Origin of the sequence: Kitasatospora sp. NBC_00458 (assembly GCF_036013975.1) — a bacterium.
Classification (GTDB): Bacteria; Actinomycetota; Actinomycetes; order Streptomycetales; family Streptomycetaceae; genus Kitasatospora.
The window spans coordinates 2,579,132-2,604,283 of sequence record NZ_CP107904.1; the positions used below are offsets into that span (position 1 = coordinate 2,579,132).

At 72.7% G+C, this 25,152-nt stretch carries 19 protein-coding genes; 3 read left to right on the top strand and 16 right to left on the bottom strand.

Features of this window, described 5'->3' with window-relative positions; translation table 11 throughout:
- Window positions 1-716: 716 nt before the first annotated feature.
- On the top strand, window positions 717-3,845 hold the full coding sequence (gene ileS, locus OG550_RS10105) for an isoleucine--tRNA ligase (protein ID WP_327676355.1): 3,129 nt from the start codon (window positions 717-719) through the stop codon (window positions 3,843-3,845).
- A 192-nt stretch (window positions 3,846-4,037) separates the two neighbouring features.
- On the opposite strand, the gene OG550_RS10110 is transcribed toward ileS, so the two are convergent.
- The 16 genes from OG550_RS10110 to rsmH form a co-directional block, all read right to left on the bottom strand.
- The gene (locus tag OG550_RS10110; RefSeq protein WP_327676356.1) at window positions 4,038-5,384 is read right to left on the bottom strand and encodes a DivIVA domain-containing protein; all 1,347 of its coding nucleotides are present in this window, start codon (window positions 5,382-5,384) and stop codon (window positions 4,038-4,040) included.
- A gap of 59 nt (window positions 5,385-5,443) precedes the next feature.
- A complete protein-coding gene (locus OG550_RS10115) occupies window positions 5,444-5,725 on the bottom strand; it encodes a YggT family protein (protein WP_030301231.1) in 282 nt (93 codons plus the stop codon).
- Between the two features lie 93 nt (window positions 5,726-5,818).
- Entirely contained in the window at window positions 5,819-6,421 is a 603-nt protein-coding gene (locus tag OG550_RS10120; RefSeq protein WP_327676357.1) for a cell division protein SepF, read from the bottom strand.
- 227 nt (window positions 6,422-6,648) lie between these two features.
- Window positions 6,649-7,455: a YggS family pyridoxal phosphate-dependent enzyme gene (locus OG550_RS10125; protein ID WP_327676358.1), complete on the bottom strand. Its 807-nt coding sequence runs from the start codon at window positions 7,453-7,455 to the stop codon at window positions 6,649-6,651.
- A complete protein-coding gene (pgeF, locus tag OG550_RS10130) occupies window positions 7,455-8,186 on the bottom strand; it encodes a peptidoglycan editing factor PgeF (protein ID WP_327676359.1) in 732 nt (243 codons plus the stop codon). The genes OG550_RS10125 and pgeF overlap by 1 nt, the downstream gene beginning before the upstream one ends.
- Window positions 8,183-9,418, bottom strand: a complete 1,236-nt coding sequence (gene ftsZ / locus OG550_RS10135) for a cell division protein FtsZ (RefSeq protein ID WP_327676360.1) — start codon at window positions 9,416-9,418, stop codon at window positions 8,183-8,185. Before ftsZ ends, pgeF begins: the two co-directional genes overlap by 4 nt.
- A 407-nt stretch (window positions 9,419-9,825) precedes the next feature.
- On the bottom strand, window positions 9,826-10,629 hold the full coding sequence (locus OG550_RS10140) for a cell division protein FtsQ/DivIB (RefSeq protein ID WP_327676361.1): 804 nt from the start codon (window positions 10,627-10,629) through the stop codon (window positions 9,826-9,828).
- Window positions 10,622-11,728, bottom strand: a complete 1,107-nt coding sequence (gene murG, locus OG550_RS10145; protein ID WP_327676362.1) for an undecaprenyldiphospho-muramoylpentapeptide beta-N-acetylglucosaminyltransferase — start codon at window positions 11,726-11,728, stop codon at window positions 10,622-10,624. The genes OG550_RS10140 and murG overlap by 8 nt, the downstream gene beginning before the upstream one ends.
- A gap of 6 nt (window positions 11,729-11,734) precedes the next feature.
- On the bottom strand, window positions 11,735-13,042 hold the full coding sequence (gene ftsW, locus OG550_RS10150; RefSeq protein WP_442906143.1) for a putative lipid II flippase FtsW: 1,308 nt from the start codon (window positions 13,040-13,042) through the stop codon (window positions 11,735-11,737).
- A gap of 186 nt (window positions 13,043-13,228) precedes the next feature.
- Window positions 13,229-14,662: a UDP-N-acetylmuramoyl-L-alanine--D-glutamate ligase gene (murD, locus tag OG550_RS10155; protein WP_327676363.1), complete on the bottom strand. Its 1,434-nt coding sequence runs from the start codon at window positions 14,660-14,662 to the stop codon at window positions 13,229-13,231.
- A complete protein-coding gene (mraY, locus tag OG550_RS10160) occupies window positions 14,659-15,720 on the bottom strand; it encodes a phospho-N-acetylmuramoyl-pentapeptide-transferase (RefSeq protein WP_327676364.1) in 1,062 nt (353 codons plus the stop codon). Before mraY ends, murD begins: the two co-directional genes overlap by 4 nt.
- Window positions 15,720-17,120 (bottom strand): UDP-N-acetylmuramoyl-tripeptide--D-alanyl-D-alanine ligase, encoded by a 1,401-nt coding sequence (locus OG550_RS10165; protein ID WP_327676365.1) that lies wholly within the window; start codon window positions 17,118-17,120, stop codon window positions 15,720-15,722. The genes mraY and OG550_RS10165 overlap by 1 nt, the downstream gene beginning before the upstream one ends.
- Complete coding sequence (locus tag OG550_RS10170; RefSeq protein WP_442905970.1) at window positions 17,117-18,697, bottom strand: UDP-N-acetylmuramoyl-L-alanyl-D-glutamate--2,6-diaminopimelate ligase; 1,581 nt, start codon at window positions 18,695-18,697, stop codon at window positions 17,117-17,119. The genes OG550_RS10165 and OG550_RS10170 overlap by 4 nt, the downstream gene beginning before the upstream one ends.
- A gap of 94 nt (window positions 18,698-18,791) precedes the next feature.
- Window positions 18,792-21,062, bottom strand: coding sequence for a peptidoglycan D,D-transpeptidase FtsI family protein (locus OG550_RS10175; protein WP_327676367.1), 2,271 nt, complete (start codon window positions 21,060-21,062; stop codon window positions 18,792-18,794).
- The gene (locus OG550_RS10180; protein ID WP_327676368.1) at window positions 21,059-21,637 is read right to left on the bottom strand and encodes a cell division protein FtsL; all 579 of its coding nucleotides are present in this window, start codon (window positions 21,635-21,637) and stop codon (window positions 21,059-21,061) included. Before OG550_RS10180 ends, OG550_RS10175 begins: the two co-directional genes overlap by 4 nt.
- Before the next feature lie 73 nt (window positions 21,638-21,710).
- Entirely contained in the window at window positions 21,711-22,685 is a 975-nt protein-coding gene (gene rsmH / locus OG550_RS10185; RefSeq protein WP_327676369.1) for a 16S rRNA (cytosine(1402)-N(4))-methyltransferase RsmH, read from the bottom strand.
- Window positions 22,686-23,254: 569 nt separating this feature from the next.
- Between rsmH and OG550_RS10190 the strand changes: the two genes are divergently transcribed.
- Together OG550_RS10190 and OG550_RS10195 are read left to right on the top strand one after the other, a co-directional pair.
- Window positions 23,255-23,797 (top strand): beta-class carbonic anhydrase, encoded by a 543-nt coding sequence (locus OG550_RS10190; RefSeq protein ID WP_327676370.1) that lies wholly within the window; start codon window positions 23,255-23,257, stop codon window positions 23,795-23,797.
- 305 nt (window positions 23,798-24,102) lie between these two features.
- The gene (locus OG550_RS10195) at window positions 24,103-25,146 is read left to right on the top strand and encodes an AAA family ATPase (RefSeq protein WP_442905972.1); all 1,044 of its coding nucleotides are present in this window, start codon (window positions 24,103-24,105) and stop codon (window positions 25,144-25,146) included.
- The last annotated feature ends 6 nt before the right edge of the window (window positions 25,147-25,152 follow it).

The window sequence follows — 25,152 nt, forward strand, 5'->3', positions numbered from 1 at the left end:
CCCTCCCCTGGATCGCCTGCCACGGCCTTGCGTGTCCGCTTGGTGGCGGTACCCGCGCCGGTTGCCTTCTCAGCCATGGCTTCGACCCCATCTACGAACGAATCGAGCCGCCGGTTCCCGGCGGCCTCCAGTGCCGGAACGATAATCCCGATCAAAAACGGTCACAACATGACATACCGACGCCTCACAATGATCCCACCCGGGCAGCCGTCACAGGCGCCACGCCCATGCGCCGACCAGAGTTGTGCCCCGTACACCCCCGCCTAACCGCCCCCGGACGCCGTACCGGAAGCCGTGCTCCCGGCCGCCGCCGGAGCCCCTCCGCCCCGGCCCCCGCCCGGCCCCGCGACAGGCCCCGAGGCAGGCCCCCCGGGCGCCTCCCGCCCGGCCCCGGCCGGCGGGCCCGAAACGACTTGCGCCGGGCCGATACACTGAGCCTGCAAGGCGCAGATGGGGACGAGTACCGCAGTACGCAGCCACCAGCGACCCGGGGACGGTGCGAGCCCGGGGGTGTGCACGGCGCGAAGATCACCCCGGAGCCGCCGGAAGAAAGGCCCGCGATTCCCGTCGCACCGGCCCGGTAGACCCGGCAGCAAGCCCAAACAAGAGGGCCGCACGCAGTACCGCGGCCAAGGAGGGTGGTACCGCGGGGCGGCATGCCGTCTCGTCCCTCCGTCGGATCCCGTCCACGCATCCGCCGGAGGTAGACGCCCGCGATGAGTACCTACAATTCCGTCCCCGCCCAGGTCGACCTGCCCGCCCTCGAACACCGGATCCTGTCCTTCTGGCAGGACAACAAGGTCTTCCAGCGCAGCCTGGAGCAGTCCGAGGGCCGCCCCGAGTGGGTCTTCTACGAGGGCCCGCCCACCGCCAACGGCATGCCCGGGGCCCACCACATCGAGGCCCGCGTCTTCAAGGACGTCTTCCCCCGCTACCGGACGATGAAGGGCTACCACGTCGCCCGCAAGGCCGGCTGGGACTGTCACGGCCTCCCGGTCGAGCTGGCCGTCGAGAAGGAGCTGGGCTTCTCCGGCAAGCAGGACATCGAGGCGTACGGGATCGCCGAGTTCAACGCGAAGTGCCGCGAGTCGGTGACCCGCCACACCGACGCCTTCACCGAGCTCACCACCCGCATGGGCTACTGGGTCGACCTGGACCAGGCCTACCGCACCATGGACCCGTCCTACGTGCAGTCCGTCTGGTGGTCGCTCAAGCAGATCTTCGACAAGGGCCTGCTGGTCCAGGACCACCGGGTCGCCCCCTGGTGCCCGCGCTGCGGCACCGGCCTCTCCGACCACGAGCTGGCACAGGGCTACGAGACCGTCGTCGACCCCTCGGTCTTCGTCCGCTTCCCGCTGACCAGCGGCCCGCTGGCCGGCCGCGCCGCCCTGCTGGTCTGGACCACCACCCCGTGGACCCTGGTCTCCAACACCGCCGCCGCCGTCCACCCCGAGGTCACCTACGTGGTGGCCACCGACGGCACCGAGCAGTTGGTGGTCGCCGAGCCGCTGCTGGCCAAGGCCCTCGGCGAGGGTTGGGAGCCGACCGGCGAGTCCTTCACCGGCGCCGAGATGGAGCGCTGGGCCTACCGCCGCCCGTTCGACCTGGTCGAGATCGAGGACGCGCACTACGTCCTCAACGCCGACTACGTCACCACCGAGGACGGCACCGGCATCGTCCACCAGTCGCCCGCCTTCGGCGCGGACGACCTCGCCACCTGCCGCCGCTACGGCCTGCCGGTGGTCAACCCGGTGCTGGCCGACGGCACCTTCGCCCCCGAGGTCCCCCTGGTGGGCGGCCAGTTCTTCAAGAAGGCCGACGAGGCGCTGGTCGCCGATCTGAAGGAGCGCGGCCTCCTCTTCCGCCACCTCCCGTACGAGCACAGCTACCCGCACTGCTGGCGCTGCCACACCGCGCTGCTCTACTACGCGCAGCCGTCCTGGTACATCCGGACCACCGCCGTCAAGGACGCCCTGGTCCGCGAGAACGAGGCCACCAACTGGTACCCGGAGAACGTGAAGCACGGCCGCTTCGGCGACTGGCTGAACAACAACATCGACTGGGCGCTCAGCCGCAACCGCTACTGGGGCACCCCGCTGCCGATCTGGCGCTGCGAGGAGGGCCACCTCACCTGCGTCGGCTCGCTGGCCGAGCTCTCCGAGCTGACCGGCACCGACCAGAGCGGCCTCGACCCGCACCGCCCGTACATCGACGAGGTCACCTTCGCCTGCCGTGACTGCGGCGGCACCTCGACCCGGGTGCCCGAGGTGATCGACGCCTGGTACGACTCGGGCTCGATGCCGTTCGCCCAGTACGGGTACCCGTACCAGAACAAGGAGCTGTTCGAGCAGCGCTACCCGGCGCAGTTCATCTCCGAGGCGATCGACCAGACCCGCGGCTGGTTCTACACGCTGATGGCGGTCGGCACCCTGGTGTTCGACAAGAGCGCGTACGAGAACGTCGTCTGCCTGGGCCACATCCTGGCCGAGGACGGCCGCAAGATGTCCAAGCACCTGGGCAACATCCTGCAGCCGATCCCGCTGATGGACCAGCACGGCGCCGACGCCGTCCGCTGGTTCATGGCCGCCGGCGGCTCGCCCTGGTCGGCCCGCCGGGTCGGCCACGGCACCATCCAGGAGGTGGTCCGCAAGACCCTCCTCACCTACTGGAACACCGTCGCCTTCCAGGCCCTGTACGCCCGCACCTCCGGCTGGGCCCCGTCCGCGAGCGACCCGGCCCCGGCCGACCGCCCGCAGCTGGACCGCTGGGTGCTCTCCGAGCTCAACACCCTGGTCCGGGAGGTCGACGCGGCCTTCCAGGCGTACGACACCCAGCGCGCCGGCAAGCTGCTCTCCGGCTTCGTCGACGACCTCTCCAACTGGTACGTGCGCCGCGGGCGCCGCCGCTTCTGGCAGGGCGACGCCGCCGCGCTCGCCACCCTGCACGAGGCGCTGGAGACGGTCACCCGCCTGATGGCCCCGCTCACCCCGTTCATCACCGAGCAGGTCTGGCAGGACCTGGTGGTCCCGGTCGTCCCGGACGCCCCGGCCTCGGTCCACCTGGCCACCTGGCCGGAGGCGGACGAGTCGCTGGTCGACGCCGACCTGTCCCGCCACATGGCGCTGGTCCGCCGCCTGGTGGAGCTGGGCCGGGCGACCCGCGCCGAGTCCGGCGTGAAGACCCGTCAGCCGCTCTCCCGCGCGCTGGTCGCCGCCCAGGGCTGGGAGGAGCTGCCCGCCGACCTGCGGGCGCAGATCGCGGAGGAGCTCAACGTCGCGACCCTGGAGTCGCTGGCCGGGGTCGGGGGTTCGCTGGTCGACACCACCGCCAAGGCCAACTTCCGCGCGCTGGGCAAGCGCTTCGGCAAGGGCGTGCAGGACGTCGCCAAGGCGGTCGCCGCCGCCGACGCCGCCGTGCTCGCCGCCGAGCTGCGCGCCGGGGGCACCACCTCGGTCGAGCTGAACGGCGAGACCGTCGCGCTCTCCCCCGACGAGGTGATCATCACCGAGACGCCGCGGGAGGGCTGGGCCGTCGCCAACGAGTCCGGCGCCACCGTCGCCCTCGACCTGGCGATCACCCCCGAGCTGAAGCGCCTCGGCATCGCCCGTGACGCGATCCGCCAGATCCAGGAGGCCCGCAAGAACTCCGGTCTGGACGTCGCCGACCGGATCGTCCTGCGCTGGCGCGCCACCGACGACGAGACCGCCGAGGCGATCGCCGAGCACGGCGCCCTCGTCGCCGAGGAGGTCCTCGCCACCGACTTCGCCGCCGGCGCCGCCGACTGGCAGTCGGACTCCTTCTCGGACGACTCGCTCGGCCTCGTCTTCCAGCTCCGGAAGGCCTGACCGGACCGCCCGGAGCCGCCGTCACCCCGCCCGGGGTGGCGGCGGCTCCGTCGTTCCCCCGCCCCTCCCCCCGGCTCCGCGCACGTCCGGCCGCGGCACGCGGAACAGCGGAAAGCGGTCCTACGGAAAGCAGAACGCCCCCGCCGTGGCCCGGAGGTCACGGCGGGGGCGCTGCTGACGTTCGGCTGCCGCCTAGTTGTCGCCGTCCTCGTCGATCAGGAACCCGCGCATCGGCGCCGGCGCCTGCTGCATCGGCTGCGGAGGCTGCGGACGGACGGCCGCCATCGGCTGGGTCATCCCGGCCGGCTGCATCTGCGGGGCACCCGAGTTGCCGCCCGAGGCCTGCCCGCCGAAGCTCGGCGCGCCGGAGTTCCCGCCGAACGAGCCCTGCCCGCCGAAGGAGGGCTGGTTCCCGCCGAAGGACGGCTGGCTGCCACCGAAGCTCGGCGACGGGCTCATCGCACCCGCACCGGCCGGGGCCATCGACGACGCGGCCGGCGGCAGCGACGCGGTGGCCGGGATCCGCGGCGGAGCGAGCGAGTCGTCCGCCTGGGACTCCAGCTGGCGCAGCTGGGTCTCCAGGTACGACTTCAGACGCGTGCGGTACTCACGCTCGAACGCCCGCAGGTCCTCGACCTTGCGCTCCAGCGTGGCACGGGCGGACTCCAGCGAGCCCATCGCGACGCGGTGCTTCTCCTGCGCGTCCCGCTCCAGCGCGTCGGCCTTGGCGCGGGCGTCCCGCTCCAGGCCCTCGGCCCGGCTGCGCGCCTCGCCGACGATCTTGTTGGCCTCGGAACGGGCCTCCGAGATCGCCTGGTCGGCGGTCTGCTGGGCGAGCGCCAGAACACGGGCGGCGCTGTCGCCACCGGGGCTCTGCTGCTGCTGCATCGGGGCGCCCATCGGGCCGCCCATCTGCTGCGGGCCGCCCATGGGGCCGCCCATCTGCTGCATCTGCTGCTGGCCCATGCCCTGGCCCATGGGGTTGCCCATGCCCTGCGGGCCGCCGGGGCCGCCCATCGGCTGGAGCATCTGACCGCCCATCGGCTGGACCAGCTGCTGCTGGCCGCCCATGGTCTGGCCCATCTGCTGCTGCTGCTGCGGGCCGCCGGGGCCCATCGGGCCGCCCTGGCCGGAGGGGAGCTGCGGGGCACCGGACGGCAGGCCGAGCGGCTGGTTGCCCATCTGCTGCTGCTGCGGGCCACCCATCTGCTGCTGCTGACCGCCGGGGCCACCCATCTGCTGCGGGCCGCCGGGGCCGCCCTGCTGGCCGGGGACCGGCGGGCCGGATATGGCGGCCGGCACCGGGGCGCCGGAGCGCGCGTCCTGCGGCGGCTCCTTGCGCATGTTGGCCTGGTTCTGCGCGGCGGCACGGGTCGCGGCGGCCAGCTTGGCGCGCAGGTCCTCGTTCTCGCGGAGAAGTCGGGTCAGCTCCGCCTCGACCTCGTCGAGGAAGGCATCGACCTCGTCCTCGTCATAGCCTTCGCGCAGGCGGACGGTCGTGAACTGCTTGTTCCGAACGTCCTCGGGGGTCAATGGCATCTCTTCACCTCAACGTGATCGTCGGCACACCGGCATCCTGTCGCATCGCTCACCTACGACTAGGGCCGCACAAGCGAGATCAGGACATACACAATGATCATCAGTACGAAGAAGGACAGGTCGAGCGCCACGCCCCCGAGACGCAGCGGCGGAATGAACCGCCGCAGAAGCTTGAGCGGCGGATCCGTGACAGTGTACGTGGCCTCCAGGACCAGGACCATGGCCTTGCCGGGCCGCCACGAACGCGCGAACTGGAAGACCCAGTCCATCACCAGCCGCACGAGCAGGAACACCAGGAAGACGGTCAGTGCGTAATAGAGCACCGCCCACACGATCTCCATCGCGCTTCCCTCTCCCCGGTTCTTCGGCCTTGGGGCCGCTCGCCTGTCGCTAACTCACTGTCGATCAGATCCACACGTAAAGTCGTGGCCGGGTCAGCTCTGGTTGAAGAACCCACCCTCGGCGATCCGAGCCTTGTCCTCCGCCGTGACATCGACGTTAGCAGGAGACAGGAGGAACACCTTCTGCGTCACGCGCTCGATACTGCCGTGCAGACCGAAGACGAGTCCAGCGGCGAAGTCTACGAGCCGCTTGGCATCGGTGTCGTCCATCTCGGTGAGATTCATGATCACAGGGGTGCCGCCACGGAACTGTTCCCCGATGGTACGGGCCTCGTTGTAGGTCCTCGGGTGCAGCGTGGTGATGCGGTAGGGCTCTCGTTCGTTCACTACCTTGGGCATGATCACCGGGGCGCTCTTCTCCAGGTTGTGGCGGCGTTCGGGTGTGATGGACGACACTGGGGCCATCCTCGGAGTCTCCTGGCGGATCGGGACCGCGGCCGGCACCGGCTGCGGCGCGATCGAGGGGACCGGAGCGGGGGTCGCGGCGGCCGGCCGCGGGATGTCCTCGGTCCGTCCGGTCCGAATCGGCTCGGGGTCCGCGTCGTAGTCGTCGTCGGGGTCGTACCCCTGACCGTCGTACGTCTCGTCCTCCACGAGGCCGAGGTAGACCGCCATCTTGCGCATTGCGCCGGCCATGCTCCTGTCTCCTCCGCTTGTGGTGGACCGGCTCCGTCCCGGCGGCCGGGCCGTACGACCCCGCCTGCGGATTCCGCGGTCCGCCCACGACGTTCCGTCAGGCCGACGGCCGGTCAGAAATCGTGGATGAGGGCCGCGGAGCTGCGATCCACGGTTGGCTAGCGCTCAGATAAGCTGCTAGCTTCTGTCCTATTTTGTCCTGCAGTCTGATCTACTACCCGGTGACGTTACCTGAGGGGTGACCGCACTCCGAGTACCGCCGTTCCGACGCGCACGTGTGTCGCTCCGGCGGCAATGGCCTGCTCCAGATCGCCGCTCATCCCTGCGGAGACCATGGTGGCAGCAGGATGGGCCGTCCGTACGGCGCTTGCGATTTCCGCCAGCCGATCGAAGGCGCGGGCCGGGTCCCCGGCCAGCGGTCCGGCGAGCGGGGCGACCGTCATCACACCGTCCAGCCGCAGGCCGGGCGTGTCGGCGATGGCGTCCGCCATCGCCGGGACGTCCGCCGGGGCGACCCCGGCGCGGTGCCCGCCCTCGCCGTCCTCCTTGTCCAGGGCGACCTGCACCAGGCAGCCCAGCTCGGGCCGGTCCCCCTTGAGCACCGCCGCACCCAGCGACTCCACCAGCCTGAGCCGGTCCACCGAGTGCACGTGGTTCGCGTACCGGACGACCGAGCGGACCTTGTTGGTCTGGAGCTGGCCGACGAAGTGCCAGTCGAGTGGAAGGTTTCTGCACTGCTCCGCCTTGGGCGCCGCGTCCTGGTCGCGGTTCTCGGCGACGTCGGTGACGCCCAGTCCGGCCAGCAGTGCGGTGTCCTCGGCCGGGTAGGTCTTGGTGACCACGATCAGCCGGACCTCCCCGCGGGCCCGTCCGGCCGCGGCGCAGGCGTCGGCGATCCGCCGCTCGACGACCTCCAGGTTGGTCCCCAGCTGTTCGTACCGGGCGCGTTGCCCCTCCGTCAGCGCCGCCGACCAGCTCGCGTCGGGGAAACCGGCGGTGCTTCCCGGGAACGGTCCGTAGATGTCGTTCGTCATCAGAGATCAGAGCCCAACCAGACGTAGCTCGCGAGCCGGCCCGTGCGCTGCTCGCGACGATAGGAGTAGTGATCGGCGGATTCGAGGGTGCAGACAGATGATCGCACCAACTCGGTGACTCCCGCAGCAGCCAATTGGGCCGCCACTCCGTTCGGCACGTCCAGTGCCGGGGTTCCCCACGAGGTCTCGGCGTACGCGGCGGGCACCCGCTCCGCGACCTCCGCGCGCAACTGCGCGGGCACCTCGTAACAGCGGCCGCAGACCGCGGGACCGGTCGCCGCGGTGATCCGCCCGGGCTCGGCGCCCAGCTCCAGCATCGCCCGCACCACCGCGGGCACCACTCCGGCCGCGAGTCCCGGCCGGCCCGCGTGGGCCGCCCCGACCACACCCGCCACCGGGTCGGCCAGCAGCACCGGGGTGCAGTCCGCGGTCAGGACCGCCAGCGCCAGCGGCCGGTCGCTGACCACCGCGTCCACCGCGGGGGCCTCGCCCTCCGGCTGGCGCCCCGTCACCACCGCCACGTCCGCGCCGTGCACCTGGTTCATCCAGACCACGTCGGCCGGGTCCAGGCCCAGCGAACGGGCCGCAACCGCCCGGTTCTCCCGGACGGCCGCCGGGTCGTCCCCCACCGCACCGCCGAGGTTCAACTCCCCGTACGGCGAAGTGCTCACCCCGCCCCACCGGGTGGTGAAGGCGAAGTGAGCACCATCGCGTACGACGCGATCGATCACTTAAGGAAGTCCGGGACGTCGAGCTCCTCCGCCGGGCTCTCCACGTACGGCTGGCGGGCCGGCTGCACCTGCGGCGGAACCGGGGCGGCCGTCGCGGTGGCCGGGGCCTCCGCGGGACGGACCGGAGCCGAGCCCTCACCCTCCGGACGGGACGTCACCGAGCCGATGCCGCCGTACGCGGGCCGGCCGGCCGGGCGCTCGGGGGCGCTGCCGGCGGACGAGGCCGACGAGCCGGACGGGGTCGCGCTCGCCTTGACCACCGGGTCGCGGACGATGGCCGGCGGCTGGCCGCCGTCGAAGCCGGCCGCGATGACGGTGACCCGGACCTCGTCGCCGAGCGCGTCGTCGATGACCGCGCCGAAGATGATGTTGGCCTCGGGGTGCGCCGCCTCGCTGACCAGCTGGGCGGACTCGTTGATCTCGAACAGGCCGAGGTCGGAGCCGCCCGAGATGGAGAGCAGCACGCCGCGGGCGCCGTCGATCGAGGCCTCCAGCAGCGGGGAGGAGATCGCCATCACGGCGGCGGCCTTGGCGCGGTCCTCGCCGCGGGCCGAGCCGATGCCCATGAGCGCCGAACCGGCCTCGGACATGACGGACTTGACGTCGGCGAAGTCGAGGTTGATCAGACCGGGGGTGGTGATCAGGTCGGTGATGCCCTGGACGCCGGAGAGCAGCACCTGGTCGGCGGAGCGGAACGCGTCCAGCACGCTGACCTGGCGGTCCGAGATGGACAGCAGCCGGTCGTTGGGGATCACGATGAGGGTGTCGACCTCTTCGCGGAGGCTGGCGATGCCGTCCTCGGCCTGGTTGGCGCGACGCCGGCCCTCGAAGGTGAACGGGCGGGTGACCACGCCGATGGTGAGCGCGCCCAGCGAGCGGGCGATGTTGGCGACCACGGGGGCGCCGCCGGTGCCGGTGCCGCCGCCCTCGCCGGCGGTGACGAAGACCATGTCGGCCCCCTTGAGGACCTCCTCGATCTCCTCGCGGTGGTCCTCGGCGGCCTTGCGGCCGACCTCGGGGTTGGCGCCGGCGCCGAGGCCCCGGGTGAGTTCACGGCCCACATCGAGCTTGACGTCGGCGTCGCTCATGAGGAGGGCCTGCGCATCGGTGTTGATCGCGATGAACTCGACGCCCTTGAGACCGACCTCGATCATCCGGTTGATGGCGTTGACACCACCGCCGCCGATTCCGACGACCTTGATGACTGCGAGGTAGTTCTGCGGTGCTGCCACGTCGAAGGCCTCTCGCCTCGAATTTCCGGGTCGGTACGACGCCGGTGGGGGTCGTTCCGACGGATGTCGATGGGTAGGGAGCCTGGTTTCTGACGCAATGTCCGAAATGCCGACCGCCGACCCCAACCCTAAACTTGACCTTTAGGGTTAGTGCTGTGCCTCTGTCACATCACCAGGGAACACAGGCTGGTGACACAGGACACTAGGTGGCTCCGGCCACGTGTTTCAACGAACACGCCGAGCTTCCCTTTTTCTTTTGAGCCTATGTGATCATCAACCGGCGGATGAAACCGGGGTGACCACCAAGGGTCGGGCCGACACGAAACCGCGTCAACCCCGCCCGTCACCCGCCGCCGCTCTTTCGGCGACGCGCTCCGCGCGCACCCTTGTGCGGAAAACCTACCGGATCATCCGGACACCGCCGGCGCGTCCGGCGCACTCACGTCGAAGTTCGTACCCTTCTGACCCAGCAGCGCCACCAGCACGCGGGATTTCCGATCGGTCTGCTCCGGACTCCCCCAGCGGACCGTCACACCCCCGCTGAGCTGCAACTGGATGTCGTCGTACGAATGCACCAGAACCGCCCCGGCCCGCTGCCGGACCTCGGTCGGCAGGCCCGCGGCCACCGTCACCGCACCGTTCACCAACTGCGCCGGCCCGATCACCGACTCCGCGTCCCTGGCCGGCTGACTGAGCCTGAGCTCCACCACCGGGACGCCCTCCGGGGCGGCCGGCTCGGTGGCGAAGCTCACGCCCCCGGCGTCGACCTGGGTGAAGCGGCCGTCCTCGCCCTTCACCGCGGCGACCGCCGTGCGCTGGGTGATCTTCACCCGCAGGGTGTGCGGCCAGCCCCGCCAGACCTCGGCGCCGGCCACCCGCGGGATCGCCTCCACCTGCCGCCGGACGTCCTCCAGGTCCACCCGGGCCAGCGGGCCGGAACCGACCCCGCCGATCGCCGAGCGGACCTGGTCGGCCGTCAGCCTGTCGTCCTGCACGCCCTGCACCGAGACGCTGCGCACGTCGAGGACCGAGGAGAAGAAGACCAGCCAGGCCAGCACGCCCAGCACCGCGGCGCCGAACGAACCCAGCACCACCACCCCGCGCCGGGAGAGCCGCAGCCGCGGGGCGTACTCCTCGTCCCCCAGGTCCTCGTCGTGCGGGTGCCCCCGGCCGCCGGCCGGGGGCGGCTCGGCGAGCCGGGCGTCAGCCACGACGGCGGCCGCCCCTGGCTGCCTCGATGGCCTCGTAGACCATGCCGACCAGCAGCTCGTCCGCGTCCCGGCGGCCGAACTCGGCGGCGGCCCGGCTCATGTCCCAGAGCTTCTGCGGGTCGGTGAGCACCGGCAGCACGTTCTGCAGCACCCAGTCCGGGTTCAGCTCGGCGTCGTCGACCAGCAGCCCGCCGCCGGCCTTCACCATCGGCTGGGCGTTCAGCCGCTGCTCGCCGTTGCCGATCGGCAGCGGGACGAAGGCGGCGGGCAGGCCCACGGCCGCCAGCTCGGCCACCGTCATCGCGCCCGCCCGGCAGAGCATCAGGTCGGCGGCCGCGTACGCGAGGTCCATCCGGTCCAGGTACGGCAGCGCGCGGTACGGCGGCATCCCGGGGATGTCGTCCACCTGCGGCAGCTCGTTCTTGGGGCCGACGGCGTGCAGGATCTGGACGCCGTACTGCTGGAGGCGCGGGGCGATCGCCGCGACCGTCTCGTTGAGCCGGCGCGCGCCCTGCGAGCCGCCCGAGACCAGCAGGGTGGGCAGCCGCTGGTCGAGGCCGAAGTAGTGCCGGGCCTCGGGCCGGGACGCGTTGCGGTCCAGGGTGGCGATGGTCCGGCGCAGCGGGATGCCGATGTACCGGGAGTCGCGGAGCTTGCTGTCCGGCGTGGAGACCGCGACGAAGTCGCTGTAGCGCGCGCCGATCTTGTTGGCCAGGCCGGGCCGGGCGTTGGCCTCGTGCACCACGATCGGCACACCGGCCCGTTTGGCGGCCAGGTAGGCGGGCATCGCGACGTAGCCGCCGAAGCCGACCACCGCGTCCGCCTTGACCCGCTCGATGATCTCCTGGGCGGCCCGGACGGTGCCGCGCAGCCGGCCCGGGACGGTGATCAGCTCGGGCGTGGGCTTGCGGGGCAGCGGGACGGCCGGGATCAGCTCCAGCTGGTAGCCGCGCTCGGGTACCAGCCGGGTCTCCAGGCCGCGCTCGGTCCCGAGGGCGGTGATCCCGACGGACGGGTCATGCCTGCGGAGGGCGTCCGCGAGGGCCATGGCCGGCTCGATGTGACCGGCGGTCCCCCCGCCGGCGAGTACGACATGCACCGAAATTCACCGCTCCCTGCGTGCCGGCACCGGGGCCGGGCGCGCTGTGGTTCGTCGTCGTGGCAGCACCCGGGCCAGCTGTCTCCTGATCCGGGAGTTCTTGCTCCGGGCGGCCAGGGCCGCCTTCGCTCCCGAGCTGCTGCGTGCCAGGCAGAGCAGCACCCCGATCGCGGACATGGCCGACAGCATGGCGGAACCGCCGTAGGAGAACAGCGGGAGCGGGACGCCCGCGATGGGCAGCAGTCCCAGCGCCGACCCCAGGTTGATCACGGCCTGAGCCATGATCCAGGTGATGGCGGCTCCCGCGGCGTACCTGACGAAGGGATCCTTCGTGCCGATGGCCACACGGATACCCGCGTAGCCTAGTGCCGCGAAGAGACCGATCACCGACAGCGTCCCCACCAGTCCCAGTTCCTCGCCGGTCGTGGCGAAGATGAAGTCGGTGTGCGCCTCCGGGAGCTGGCCCCACTTCTCGACGCCGGCGCCGAGGCCGGAGCCGAAGAGGCCGCCGAGGCCGAACGAGTAGACGCCGTGCAGGGCCTGGAAGCAGGCGCCGGCCGGGTCGAGCTTGGTCACGCCGATGCAGGAGAGCCGCTCGGCGCGGTGCGGGACGGTGACCACCAGGGCGGTGCAGACCACCACCGCCACGCCGAGGGTGGCCACGAACAGCCGAAGCGGCGCGCCGACCATCCAGAGCAGGCCGAACAGCATGGCCACCAGGATCATCGCGGTGCCCATGTCGCCGCCGAGCATGATCAGCGCGAGCAGCAGCAGCGCACCGGGGACCAGCGGGACCAGCAGGTGCTTCCACTGGTCGAGGGTGCCGTTCTTCTGCTTCCGCGCCAGCAGGTCGGCGCCCCACAGCACCAGGGCCAGCTTGGCGAACTCGGAGGGCTGGAACTGGAACACGCCGAAATCCAGCCAGTTCCGGTTGCCGTTGACCTCCACGCCGACGCCGGGGATGGCGACCAGGACGAGCGCCCCGATCACCCCGAGCATCACCGGGTAGACGATCACCCGCAGCACCGCCACCGGAACCAGGGCGAACCCGACCAGCAGCGCGAAGCCGAGCAGCACCCCGACCAGCTGTTTGAAGAAGTAGAACTGGGTCGAACGGTGCTGGCCCAGGGCGAGGATCTGCGAGGCGGAGAACACCATCATCAGCCCGAGCCCCACCAGCAGCAGCGCCGTGCCGGCGATCAGCAGGTACGGCGTGAGCGGCCGGTCCAGGGTGTACCGCAGGCGGGCCCGGAAGGCCTGTACGCGGGCCAGCGGGCCGGCGGACTTGTAGGCGGTGGTGGTGGCCGAGATCACCCGCCAGGGATCGGTCGCCCCGCCCTCCGGTGCGCCCGGATCCCCCGCCCTGCCCTGACCGCCGCCCACCCGTCCCGCTCTCCCTCCACGCCTCGCCCGTCCCCGGGCCGCTCCGATCCGGCGCGGCCCTCGGGCGCGCGGGGCGGGACCCGTCCGGACCCGGGTGCGCGCCTCGTCGGACCCGTCCTACGAGTCCGCCAGCTCCCGCACGGCCGCCGCGAAGAGGTCGCCGCGCTCGCCGTAGTTGGTGAACATGTCCATCGAGGCGCAGGCCGGGGCCAGCAGCACCGTGTCACCCGTTCGGGCGAGTGAGGCGGCCGCGCGGACCACCTCGGCCATCGCCACCGCGCCAGTCTGGCCCTCGGCCGCCTCGATCACCGGGACATCCGGCGCGTGTCGCGCCAGCGCCTCCCGGATCAGCGCGCGGTCCTCACCGATCAGCACGGCGGCGCGCAGCCGCTCGGACGCGCCCTGCACCAGGTCGTCGAAGGCCGCCCCCTTGGCCAGGCCGCCGGCGATCCAGACGATCGGGCGGTAGGCGGAGAGCGAGGCCGCGGCGGCGTGGGTGTTGGTCGCCTTGGAGTCGTCGATGTACGTCACGCCGTCGACGACGCCGACCTCGGCGATCCGGTGGGCGTCCGGCCGGAAGGCGCGCAGGCCCTCCCGGACGGCCTTCGGGTCGACCCCGTAGGACCGGGCCAGCGCGGCGGCGGCCAGGGCGTTGGCGATGTTGTGCGGGGCCGGCGGGTTGACGTCCTCGACGGAACCCAGCTCGGCGGCGTTCTTCGCCCGGTCCGCCACGAAGGCGCGGTCCACCAGCAGGCCGTCGACCAGGCCGAAGTCCGACGGGCCGGGCGAGCCGAGGCCGAAGCCGACCGCCCGGCAGCCCTCCTCGACGTCGGCCTCGCGGACCAGCGCCTCGGTGGCCGGGTCGGCCAGGTTGTAGACGCACGCGACGACGTTGCCCTCGTAGATCCGGCCCTTGTCGGCGGCGTACGCCTCCATCGAGCCGTGCCAGTCGAGGTGGTCGGGGGCCAGGTTGAGCACGGCCGCCGAGTACGGGCGCAGCGAGGGCGCCCAGTGCAGCTGGTAGCTGGAGAGCTCGACGGCGAGCACGTCGTACGGCTCCTCGGCGAGCACCGCGTCCAGCACCGAGACCCCCACGTTGCCGACGGCGGCGGTGCGCCGGCCGGCGGCGGTGAGGATCGAGGCGAGCATCTGGACGGTGGTGGTCTTGCCGTTGGTGCCGGTGACGGCCAGCCAGGGGGCGGGTTCGCCGGTGGCGGGCAGCGGGCGGCGCAGCCGCCAGGCCAGCTCGACGTCGCCCCAGACCTCCACGCCGGCCGCCGCGGCGGCCGCGAAGAGCGGGCTGCTCGGCGGCCAGCCGGGCGAGGTGACGACCAGCCGGGTGCCGTCGGGCAGGCTGTCGCCGTCGCCGAGGCGGACGGTCACGCCCTGGGCCTCCAGCTCGGCGGCGCGGGCCTTCAGGCCCTCGCCGCTCCCGCCGTCCACCACGGTGACGCGGGCGCCGAGGCCGTGCAGGACCCGGGCGGCGCTGATGCCGGAGACACCGAGACCGGCGACCGCGACCGGCAGTCCGGTCCACTCGGGGGTGGTCATCCGGTCACCCATCCCGCGTAGAAGAGGCCGAGGCCGACGGCCACGCAGAGGCCCTGGATGATCCAGAACCGGACCACGACCAGGACCTCGCTCCAGCCCTTGAGTTCGAAGTGGTGCTGCAGCGGGGCCATCTTGAAGACGCGCTTGCCGGTCATCCGGAACGAGCCGACCTGGATGATCACCGAGAGGGTGATGATCACGAAGAGGCCGCCCAGCAGGACCAGCAGGATCTCGGTGCGCGAGCAGATCGCCAGACCGGCCATCGCGCCGCCGAGGGCCAGCGAGCCGGTGTCGCCCATGAAGATCTTGGCGGGCGAGGTGTTCCACCAGAGGAAGCCGAAGCAGGAGCCCATGAGGGCGGCGGCGACCACCGCGAGGTCCAGCGGGTCGCGGACCTCGTAGCAGTTGGAGGTGGCCGAGACGGCGTAGGCGCAGCTCTGGCCGTACTCCCAGACGCCGATGAAGGTGTAGGCGCCGAAGGCCATCACCGATGCGCCGGTGGCCAGGCCGTCCAGACCGTCCGTCAGGTTCACGCCGTTCGAGGTCGCGGCGATCAGGAAGTACGCGAAGATGACGAACAGCACCGGGCCGATCGACCACTCGAAGTCGCGGACGAACGAGAGGTGCTGGGAGGCCGGGGTGCGGTCGGCGGCGTCGGGGAACTGCAGCGCCAGGACGGCGAAGACCAGGCCGACGATCGACTGCCCGGCCAGCTTCGCCTTGGCCCGCAGGCCCAGCGAACGGCGCTTGACGACCTTGATGTAGTCGTCGAGGAAGCCGACCAGCCCGAGACCGGCCGTCAGGAACAGCACCAGCAGTCCGGAGGCGGTCGGGGACTCGCCCGTTATCGCCTTGGTCGCGAAGTAGGCCACCAGCGTCGCCAGGATGAAGGCGATGCCGCCCATGGTGGGCGTGCCCTTCTTGCTGTGGTGCGCCTTGGGGCCGTCGTCGCGGATGTACTGGCCGTAGCCCTGCCGGGCGAGCAGCTTGATGAGGGCCGGCGTGCCGAGCAGCGACAGGACCAGGCCGATCATGCCGGAGAAGAGGATCTGCTTCATCAGCGGGCCGCACCGTCCGCGAGGATTGCCTCGGCCACCTTTTCGAGCCCCACCGACCGGGACGCCTTCACCAGCACCACATCCCCCGGCCGCAGCTGACTGCGCAGCAGTTCGACCGCCGCGTCCGCGTCGGACACCAGCACCGACTCCTCACCCCACGAACCTTCGTTCCTAGCGCCCAGTTCCATGCAGGCCGCCTCGCGTCCGCCGACCGCCACCAGCTTGGTGACGTCCAGCCGGACGGCGAGCCGCCCGATGGCGTCGTGCTCGGCCAGGCTGTCCTCGCCGAGCTCCCGCATCTCGCCGAGCACCGCCCAGGTGCGGCGGCGCTCCGGGCCGCGGCCCCCCATCGAGACCAGCGCCCGCAGCGCGGCCCGCATCGAGTCGGGGTTCGCGTTGTAGGCGTCGTTCACGACGGTGACACCATCGGCCCGGTCGACGACCTCCATGCGCCAGCGGGACAGCGCACCCGCCTCGTTCAGTGCTTCGGCGGTGTCGTCGACGGTCATCCCGAGCTCCGTCGCCACCGCTGCGGCGGCGAGGGCGTTCGAGACGTGGTGCTCACCGTACAGGCGCAGCTGCACCGGTGCGGAACCGGCCGGGGTGATCAACGTGAAGGATGGACGTCCGGTGGCGTCCAGGCGAACGTCCTGTGCGCGCACCCCGGCGTCCGGGGACTCGCCGAAGAACACCACCCGGGCCTTGGTGCGCGCGGCCATTGCGCGTACCAACCGGTCGTCGGCGTTGAGGACCGCCACGCCGTCGGCCGGCAGTGCCTCGACCAGTTCGCCCTTGGCCTCGGCGATCGCCTCCTGCGAGCCGAACTCGCCGACGTGCGCGGTGCCGACGTTCAGCACCACGCCGATCCGGGGCGGGGTGATCGAGGTGAGGTACTCGATGTCGCCCTTGTGCCGGGCGCCCATCTCCAGCACCAGGTGCCGGGTGGCGTCCTCGACCCGCAGCGCGGTCATCGGGTGGCCGATCTCGTTGTTGAGCGAGCCGGGCGGGTAGACGGTGTCGCCGAGGCGCTGGAGCAGCTGGGCGATCAGGTCCTTGGTGCTGGTCTTGCCGGCCGAGCCGGTGAGCGCGACCACGGTGGCGTCGGCGCGGCCGACGACCGCGCGGGCCAGCTTGCCGAGCGCGTCCACCACGCTGTCGACCCGGACGGCGGGGCCGTCGACCGGGCGGGACGCCAGCACGGCGACCGCGCCGGCCGCCATCGCGGTGGCCGCGTAGTCGTGGCCGTCCACGTTCTCGCCGACGAAGGCCGCGAAGAGGCCGCCGGGGAGGACCTTGCGGGAGTCGACCTCGACCGGGGCGGTCACCAGGACGTCGGGGTCGGCTCCGGCCAGGGTGCCGCCGACTGCTGCGGCCACCTCGGCGAGGGTCAGTGCGATCACGGCTGCTCTACTCCTCCGGTGCCCCGGGCGGCCGTGGTCCGCGCGACGGCGTCCTGTCCGATGGCCTCGCGCAGCACCTCCCGGTCGTCGAAGGGGCGGATCTCGTCTCGTACGTACTGGCCGAGCTCGTGGCCCTTGCCGGCCACCAGCACGGTGTCGCCGGCCCGGGCGTGGGCGATGGCCAGCTGGATCGCCTCGGCCCGGTCGGGGACGACCAGGACGGCGCCGCGATCGGCCTCGGGCACCGCGGCGGCGCCGGCGAGCATGGTGGCGAGGATCGCCAGCGGGTCCTCGCTGCGCGGGTTGTCGCTGGTCAGCAGGGCGGTGTCGGCGAGCCGGGCGGCGATGCCGCCCATCGGGGCGCGCTTGTGCGGGTCGCGGTCGCCGCCGCAGCCGATCACCACGTGCAGCCGGCCCTTGGTGACCTCGCGCAGCGAGCCGAGGACGGCCTCCAGGGCGTCCGGCTTGTGCGCGTAGTCGACCACCGCGACGTACGGCTGGCCCGCGTCGACCCGCTCCAGCCGGCCGGGCACGCCGGGCACGGCGGCGATGCCGGCCACGGCCCGGTCGAGCGGGAGGCCGGCGGTGACCAGCACCGCGATCGCGGCCAGCGCGTTGGCGACGTTGAACGGGCCGGGCAGCGGGACGGACGCGTCCGCCTCGGCGCCGTCGGGGCCCAGGACCCGGAACGTCGAGCCGACCGGTCCGAGCTGGACGTCCACCGCCCGCCAGTCCGCCTCGGGGGCGCCGGTGGCGGAGAAGGTGGAGACCGGGATCTTCGCCTCGGCGGCCAGCCGGCGGCCGTACGCGTCGTCCAGGTTGGCCACCCCGGCCCGCGACTTGCCGGGCTGGAAGAGCCGGGCCTTCGCCTGGAAGTAGTCCTCCATGTCCGGGTGGAAGTCGAGGTGCTCGGGGGTGAGGTTGTTGAACAGCGCGACGTCGTAGACCACGCCGTCGGTGCGGCCGTACACCAGCGCGTGGCTGGAGACCTCCATGGTCACCGCGTCCGCGCCGCGCTCGCCCATCACGGCGAGGATCGCGTGCAGGTCGGTGGCCTCGGGGGTGGTCCGCTCGCTCTTGATCCGCTCGGTGCCGACCCGCATCTCGACGGTGCCGATCACCCCGGGGCTGCGCCCGGCGCCGAGCAGGCCGCCCTCGACCAGGTAGGAGGTGGTGGTCTTGCCGTTGGTGCCGGTCAGCCCGATCATCAGCAGCCGCTCGGAGGGCCGGTCGTAGACGGCGGCGGCCAGCTCGCCCATCCGGGCCCGCGGCCGCTCGACGACCAGCAGCGGGAGTCCCGCGCCGGCCGCGAGCTCGGCACCGGCCGGGTCGGTGAGCACCGCCACCGCGCCGGCGCCGGCGGCCTGCCCGCTGAACGACGCGCCGTGGTGGTTGGCGCCGGGGAACGCCACGTACAGGTCGCCGGGGCGGACCTCCCGGGCGTTGTGGGTGACGCCGGTGACCTCGGGTCCCTCGACGGGGTCGAGACCCAGCAGTCGGGCGATCTCGGCGAGCGGCCTGGCCCCCGTCCGGGCGGGGCGGGGCGGGCTCACGGTGGTTTGATCGGGTTTCGGCACGGCGGAGAGGCTATCCGCCGAAGGGCGTCCAGGGCCAAACCGGCCCTTTTCCGTACCGGCGGCCGCACCCGCCCGGTCGTTGTTCATGGGTCGATCACGGCTTCCACTCGACGGGCAGGTTGGGCGCCTCGCTCCCGCTCGGCGGGACCTGGAGGGTCTTGAGGGTGAACTCCATCACCTGCTTGAACACCGGACCGCAGAGCTGGCCGCCGAAGTGGCCGTTGACCGGGTCCTGGATCACGCAGGAGACGGTGACCCGCGGCTGGTCGGCCGGGGCGAAGCCGATGAAGGACGCGGTGTAGCCCCGGTAGCCGCCGGTCTTGGGGTCCACCCGGTTGGCGGTGCCGGTCTTGCCGGCCACCCGGTAGCCGGGGATCGCGGCCTTGCCGCCGGTGCCCTGCTCGTCGGAGACGACGGACTCCAGCATCTCGGTGAGGGTCTTGGCGGTCTGTTCGCCCACCACCCGGGACTGCGCGCCCGGCGCGGCGGGGGTGTACCTGCCGTCCGGCGCGGTGGTGCCCTGGACGACGCTGGGCGCCACCCGGACCCCGCCGTTGGCGATGGTCGAGAACACCGAGGTCGCCTGCAGGGCGTTGACCGAGAGGCCCTGCCCGAACGGGATGGTGTACTGCTTGGACGCCTTCCAGTCCTCCGGCTTGTCGAGCAGTCCGGCGGTCTCGCCGGGGAAGCCCAGTCCGGTCTGCTGGCCGATGCCGAACTTCCGCAGGTACTCGTGGAGCACCTGGTTGGCCTCGGGCTGGGTCGCGCCGAGCGTCTGGGCGGCCTCGATGGTGCCGATGTTGGAGGACTTGGCGAGCACGCCGGCCAGGGTGAGGTACCAGGTGGGGTGCTCGACGTCGTCCTTGAACGCCACGTCGCCGCGGACCAGCGGGTACGGCACGGTGACCTTGGTGTCCCAGGTGGCCTTGCCGGTGTCCAGGACCGCCGCCATGGTCATCAGCTTGGCGGTGGAGCCGGGCTCGTAGGCGTCCTGCAGGGCGGCGTTGCCGAGCTGCGAGTTCCTGGCCGTGCTCAGGTCGTTCGGGTTGAAGCCCGGCGAGGTGGCCATCGCCAGCACCTGGCCGTTCTTCACGTCCTGGACGATGACGTAGCCCTTCTCCGCCCCGGCGTTGGCGACCTGGTCGGTGATGGCCCGCTGGGCGGCCCACTGGATGTCCCGGTTGACGGTCAGCCGCAGGTCGGTGCCGGGCACGGCGGGGTCGAGCGAGCCGCCGGCGGTGGGCACCAGCCGGCCGCCGGCCTGCGCGTAGCTGCTGTGGCCGTCCTTGCCGGACAGCTGCTTCTGGTACTGCTGCTCCAGCCCGCCGGCGCCCTCGCCCTCCGCGTTGACGAAGCCGACGAGGTTGGCGGCCAGCCCGTCCGAGGGGTAGACCCGCTTCTGGGTGTCCCGGTTGAAGACGCCGGCCAGCGGGTTGACGCACTCGTTGTCGAGCCTGGTCCGGCCGCCCTCCTCGGCGGACTTGTTGAGCAGCCGCTTCTGGGCCTGGCAGCTCCGCGATCCGGCCTGCTTCTCCAGGCTCGACTTGAGGTCGCTGATCTGGTTCTTGACGTCCGGGGCCTGCTGGGCGGCGAGCCGCTTGTAGCGGGTCTTGGGGGTGTGCAGGTCGGCGGCGATCCGCTCCTTGGGCAGGCCGAGGATCGGCGCCAGCAGGGCGGCGGCCTGCTCGGGGGCGTCCGGGAGGCCGGTGGCCTCGGGGGTGAACATCGCCGGGTCGGCGGTGATGTCGTAGGCGTCGACGGTGGTGGCCAGGGCGACCCCGTCGGAGGACGTTATCGAGCCGCGTTCGGCGGTGATCGGGATGTTCAGGTAGCGGTTGGTGTTGGCGTCGGCGGCCAGCGCGTCGGAGTCCAGCAGCTGGAGCTGGACCAGCCGTCCGGCGAAGATCGAGAAGACCACCGAGAGCACGATGGTGATCACCCGCAGCCGGCGGCGCGGGTCGGCCAGCCGGATCCCCCGGGGCTGCGGCCGGCGCTGCGGGGGGCGCGGGCGCGACCCGGCGCCCGCCCGGGCGGCGCGGGCCGGCGGGCGGCCCTCGGGGCGGCGCTGCTGCGGGGTGCGCGGCGTCCGGGCGGCGGCGGCCCTCGGGTCCCGCCCGGCGGCGGGCTGGGCCTTGGCGCCGGCCTGCCGGGCCTGCGGCTGCTTGGCCGGGGGCTGCTTGGCGCGGGCCGGCTGGCCCTTGGCGGGCTGCGGCTTGGCCGGCTGTCCCTTCGCCGGCTGGGCGCGCCCGGCGGCGGGCGGCTTGCCGGTGGACTGCCCGCGCGGGGCCGGACGGGGCGCGGCGCCCTTGACCGGCCTGCGTCCGCTGCCACCAGCGGCTCCGGAGGGCTGACGGGGCGTGCTCATCGGGCGGCACCCCCGCCGGTGGCCGGCGCCGGCTGCGGCGCGGCCGGGTTGAGCTGGACGGTGACGTCCCCGCCCGGCGCCGGAACGGTCGCCGCGGGTGCGGCGGGCTGGGCCGGTGCCGGGGAACCGGCCGGAGCGCCGGCACCGGGCTGGGCGCTGGGCGAAGGCTGCTTCCCGGGCCACGGTTCCGCGGTGGACCGTTTCACCGGCGGGCTGTCCTGGGCGGGCTTCGGCGTGCCGACCACCGCGCCGCCGTTCGGCAGGTCGAGGAAGGCCATCCCGCCGGCCGGCACCATGCCGAGCTCGGCGGCCCGGCGGGCCAGCGCGTCCGGGGCGGAGTTCTGGTCGATCTGGTGCTGGAGCCCCTGCTGCTCGTCGGTCAGGACGGTGGTCTGCCGCTGCAGCCTGGACAGCTCGAAGGAGCCCTCGTTGAGCGCGGTGTTCAGCGCCAGCAGCCCGAGCAGCCCGGCCGCGAGCAGCACCACCACCAGCACCGCGAACGGTGTCCGCCCCCGTACCTGGCGCCGCCCTGGGCGGACGGTGATCCGCGCCCTGCCGCCCTGCCCGGGGAGCACCCTGCTCCCCGCCCCGCCTCCGGCCACCGGCCCCACTGCCTTCCCTCCGCCCTTCGGACCGCCCCGGTGCCGGTCAGCCCCGGGTGCTTCGGTCCCTGATCCTCTCCGCCACCCGCAGCCGTACGGGTGCGGCGCGCCGGTTCTCCTCGATCTCCTGCTCGGTGGCCAGCTCGGCACCGCGGGTGATCAGCTTGAGCCAGGGCTGGTGCTCCTCCGGGATGAACGGCAGCCCCGGCGGGGCGGTGCTGGTCGCCCCGGCCGCGAAGGACTGCTTGACCAGGCGGTCCTCCAGCGACTGGTAGGACATCACGGCGATCCGTCCGCCGAGGGCCAGGACGTCCAGCGCCCCGGGGATCGCCCGCTCCAGGACCTCCAGCTCGCCGTTGACCTCGATCCGCAGCGCCTGGAAGGTGCGCTTGGCCGGGTTTCCGCCGGTGCGGCGGGTGGCGGCCGGGATGGCGTTGCGCACCAACTCGACCAGACGCGCGCTGGTGGTGAACGGTTCCTTCTCGCGCTCGCGCAGGATCACCGAGGCGATCTTCCCGGCGAACCGCTCCTCACCGTAGAACTTGAGGATCCGGGCCAGCTCGCCGTGGCTGTAGGTGTTCAGCACCTCGGCCGCGCTGATGCCGCGGGTCTGGTCCATCCGCATGTCCAGCGGCGCGTCCTGGGCGTACGCGAAGCCGCGCTCCGCCTCGTCGAGCTGCATGGAGGAGACGCCGAGGTCGAAGAGGATGCCGTCGGCCTCCGGGATGTCCAGGCGCTCCAGCACCTCGGGGATCTCGTCGTAGACCGCGTGCACCAGGGTCGCCCGGTCGCCGAAGCGGGCCAGCCGCTCGCCGGAGAGCTTGAGCGCCGCCGGGTCGCGGTCCACCGCGACCAGCCGCACCTCGGGGAACTGGGTGAGCAGCGCCTCGCTGTGGCCGCCGAGGCCGAGGGTGGCGTCCACCACCACCGCACCGGGCCGGGAGATCGCCGGGGCCAGCGCGTCCATGCACCTCTGCAGCATCACCGGGACGTGCTTGGGGGCCGGATCGTTGGTGGTCATGCGCGGTGGCGCCCTTCCTCGGTGCGGAGCCGCCCGAAGTACGGGAGCTCCGCCCATTCTGTCCCACCACACCGCCGGGCAGGCGCACGGGCCGGGCCGCGGCCCGTGGGCCCCGCCCGCTCCTGGGGAAGGTCGTGACCGCCCGGCACCGGGGAAGGTGCGCCAGGTGGCACGGAGCGGGTGGAGGCCACGGGCCGCGTCGGCCGCCGCACCGGCCGGAAACGCCCGGTTGACGGGCTCCGGCGGGTGTGCTCCACTGCGCCGCAACTCTATCGCCCACGCCCCCGCAGTCAATGGCCCGCTCCGGCGCACCACCCGGGCGGCGGTACGGATCACCGCAGGTCGCGACGGTGCTCGTGGCACGTGCCGGACGCCTGGGCGGCGCCGGGGGCGGTCCCGCGCGCCCCTGCACCGGGAAGGCCCAGCGGACCGCCCCGGACGGGACCGGACATATCCGGCCGGACCGCCCGGGGGTGACGGCGCCTTGTGGATATGCGCTCGGTCACAAGGGCCCGCTCTGTAGTCATCAGCCCCACCACGAGCCGCCGAATCGCACTAACGTCTTCACCATGACAGTGACCCCCGACCGGCCCACGCCGACCGCCGCTGCCGACTCCCCGACGAACACCATCATCGACCGCTTCGTCGCGGCGAACCGCGAGTACGCGGTCACCTTCCGCGACGGCGGCATGGACGCCCGCCCGGTGCAGAAGATCGCCGTGGTCGCCTGCATGGACGCCCGCCTCGACCTGTTCGCCGCGCTCGGCCTCGAACTCGGCGACGCCCACGTCATCCGCAACGCGGGCGGCGTGGTGACCGACGACACCATCCGTTCCCTGACCATCAGCCAGCGTGCCCTCGGCACCCGCTCGGTCGCGCTGATCCACCACACCGGCTGCGGCCTGCTCGGCCTGACCGAGGACTTCCGGCGCGAGCTGGAGCAGGAGGTCGGCCAGCGCCCGCAGTGGGCGGTCGAGGCCTTCGTCGACCTGGACAGCGACGTCCGGCAGTCCATGCAGCGGGTACGCACCTCGCCGTTCCTGCTGGAGACCGGTGACGTGCGCGGCTTCGTCTTCGACGTCCACACCGGGCTGCTGCGCGAGATCCACTGACCCGTCCCGTCCCGTCGGCCCGGCCAGCGCCGTCCGGGCCAACCGGACGTCCCCGGAACCCGCCGGGCCCGCCTCCCCGGCGCGGCCGCCCGACGGTGCCCGATCCCGAGGGTGACTTCTGACCGCCGCCCGGGGGAGAATGCGGCTGCCGGTCTGACCTCGAACCACCTGGGGCGGCCAGCCGCAGGCCGTACCCCGGCACCGGCTCCCGGATCACGGAACCGCTTCCGGAGGGGCCGCGTCCAGCATGGGGTGGGGGCCGGCCTCAACGGAGGCGGGCACGTGGTGTGCCAGGGAGCTGACGGGTGACGAGCTACAACGATCAGGCCGGTCTCAACGGTCGTGCGGGGGGCGACCAGGAGACGCCGGGCTACCCGGTCGGTCTGCCGGAACTCGCCGCCGTCGTGGACCGGGTCCGCGCCAACATCGAGAGTGTGATCGAGGGCAAGCCGGAGGCCGTCCGGATCGCCCTGACCGTCCTGCTCGCCGAGGGCCACCTGCTGCTGGAGGACGTGCCCGGCGTCGGCAAGACGATGCTGGCCAAGGCGCTGGCCCGGTCCGTCGACTGCACCGTGCGGCGTATCCAGTTCACCCCCGACCTGCTGCCCTCGGACGTCACCGGCACCAACATCTTCGACCAGCACCAGCGCGACTTCGAGTTCCGCCCGGGCGCGATCTTCGCCCAGATCGTGGTCGGCGACGAGATCAACCGGGCCTCGCCGAAGACCCAGTCCGCGCTGCTGGAGTCGATGGAGGAGCGCCAGGTCACCATCGACGGCACCAGCTACGAGCTGCCCTCGCCGTTCATGGTCGTGGCCACCCAGAACCCGGTCGAGATGGAGGGCACCTACCCCCTCCCCGAGGCCCAGCGGGACCGCTTCATGGCCCGTATCTCGATGGGCTACCCGAGCCCCGAGGCCGAGTTCGCCATGCTCGACGTGCACGCCGGCGCCAGCCCGCTGGACGACCTGCAGCCGGTCGCGCACGCCTCCGACATCCTCAAGCTGATCGACCTCGTCCGCACCGTGCACATCGCCGACCCGGTCCGCCGCTACGCCGTCGAGCTGGTCTCCGCCACCCGCACCAGCCACGAGCTGCGCCTCGGCGCCTCGCCCCGCGCCACCCTGCACCTGGTCCGGGCCGCCCGCGCCGCCGCCGCCCTGGACGGCCGCGACTACGTCACCCCGGACGACCTCCAGCGCCTCGCCGTCCCGGTGCTCGCCCACCGCCTCATGCCGACCGCCGAGACCCAGCTCAGCCGCCGCACCTCCGAGCAGATCGTGACCGACCTCGTCGCCCGGCTGCCGCTGCCGCGCCCGCAGGGCGGCCCGGCCGTCCGGAGGGGCTGAGGTGGG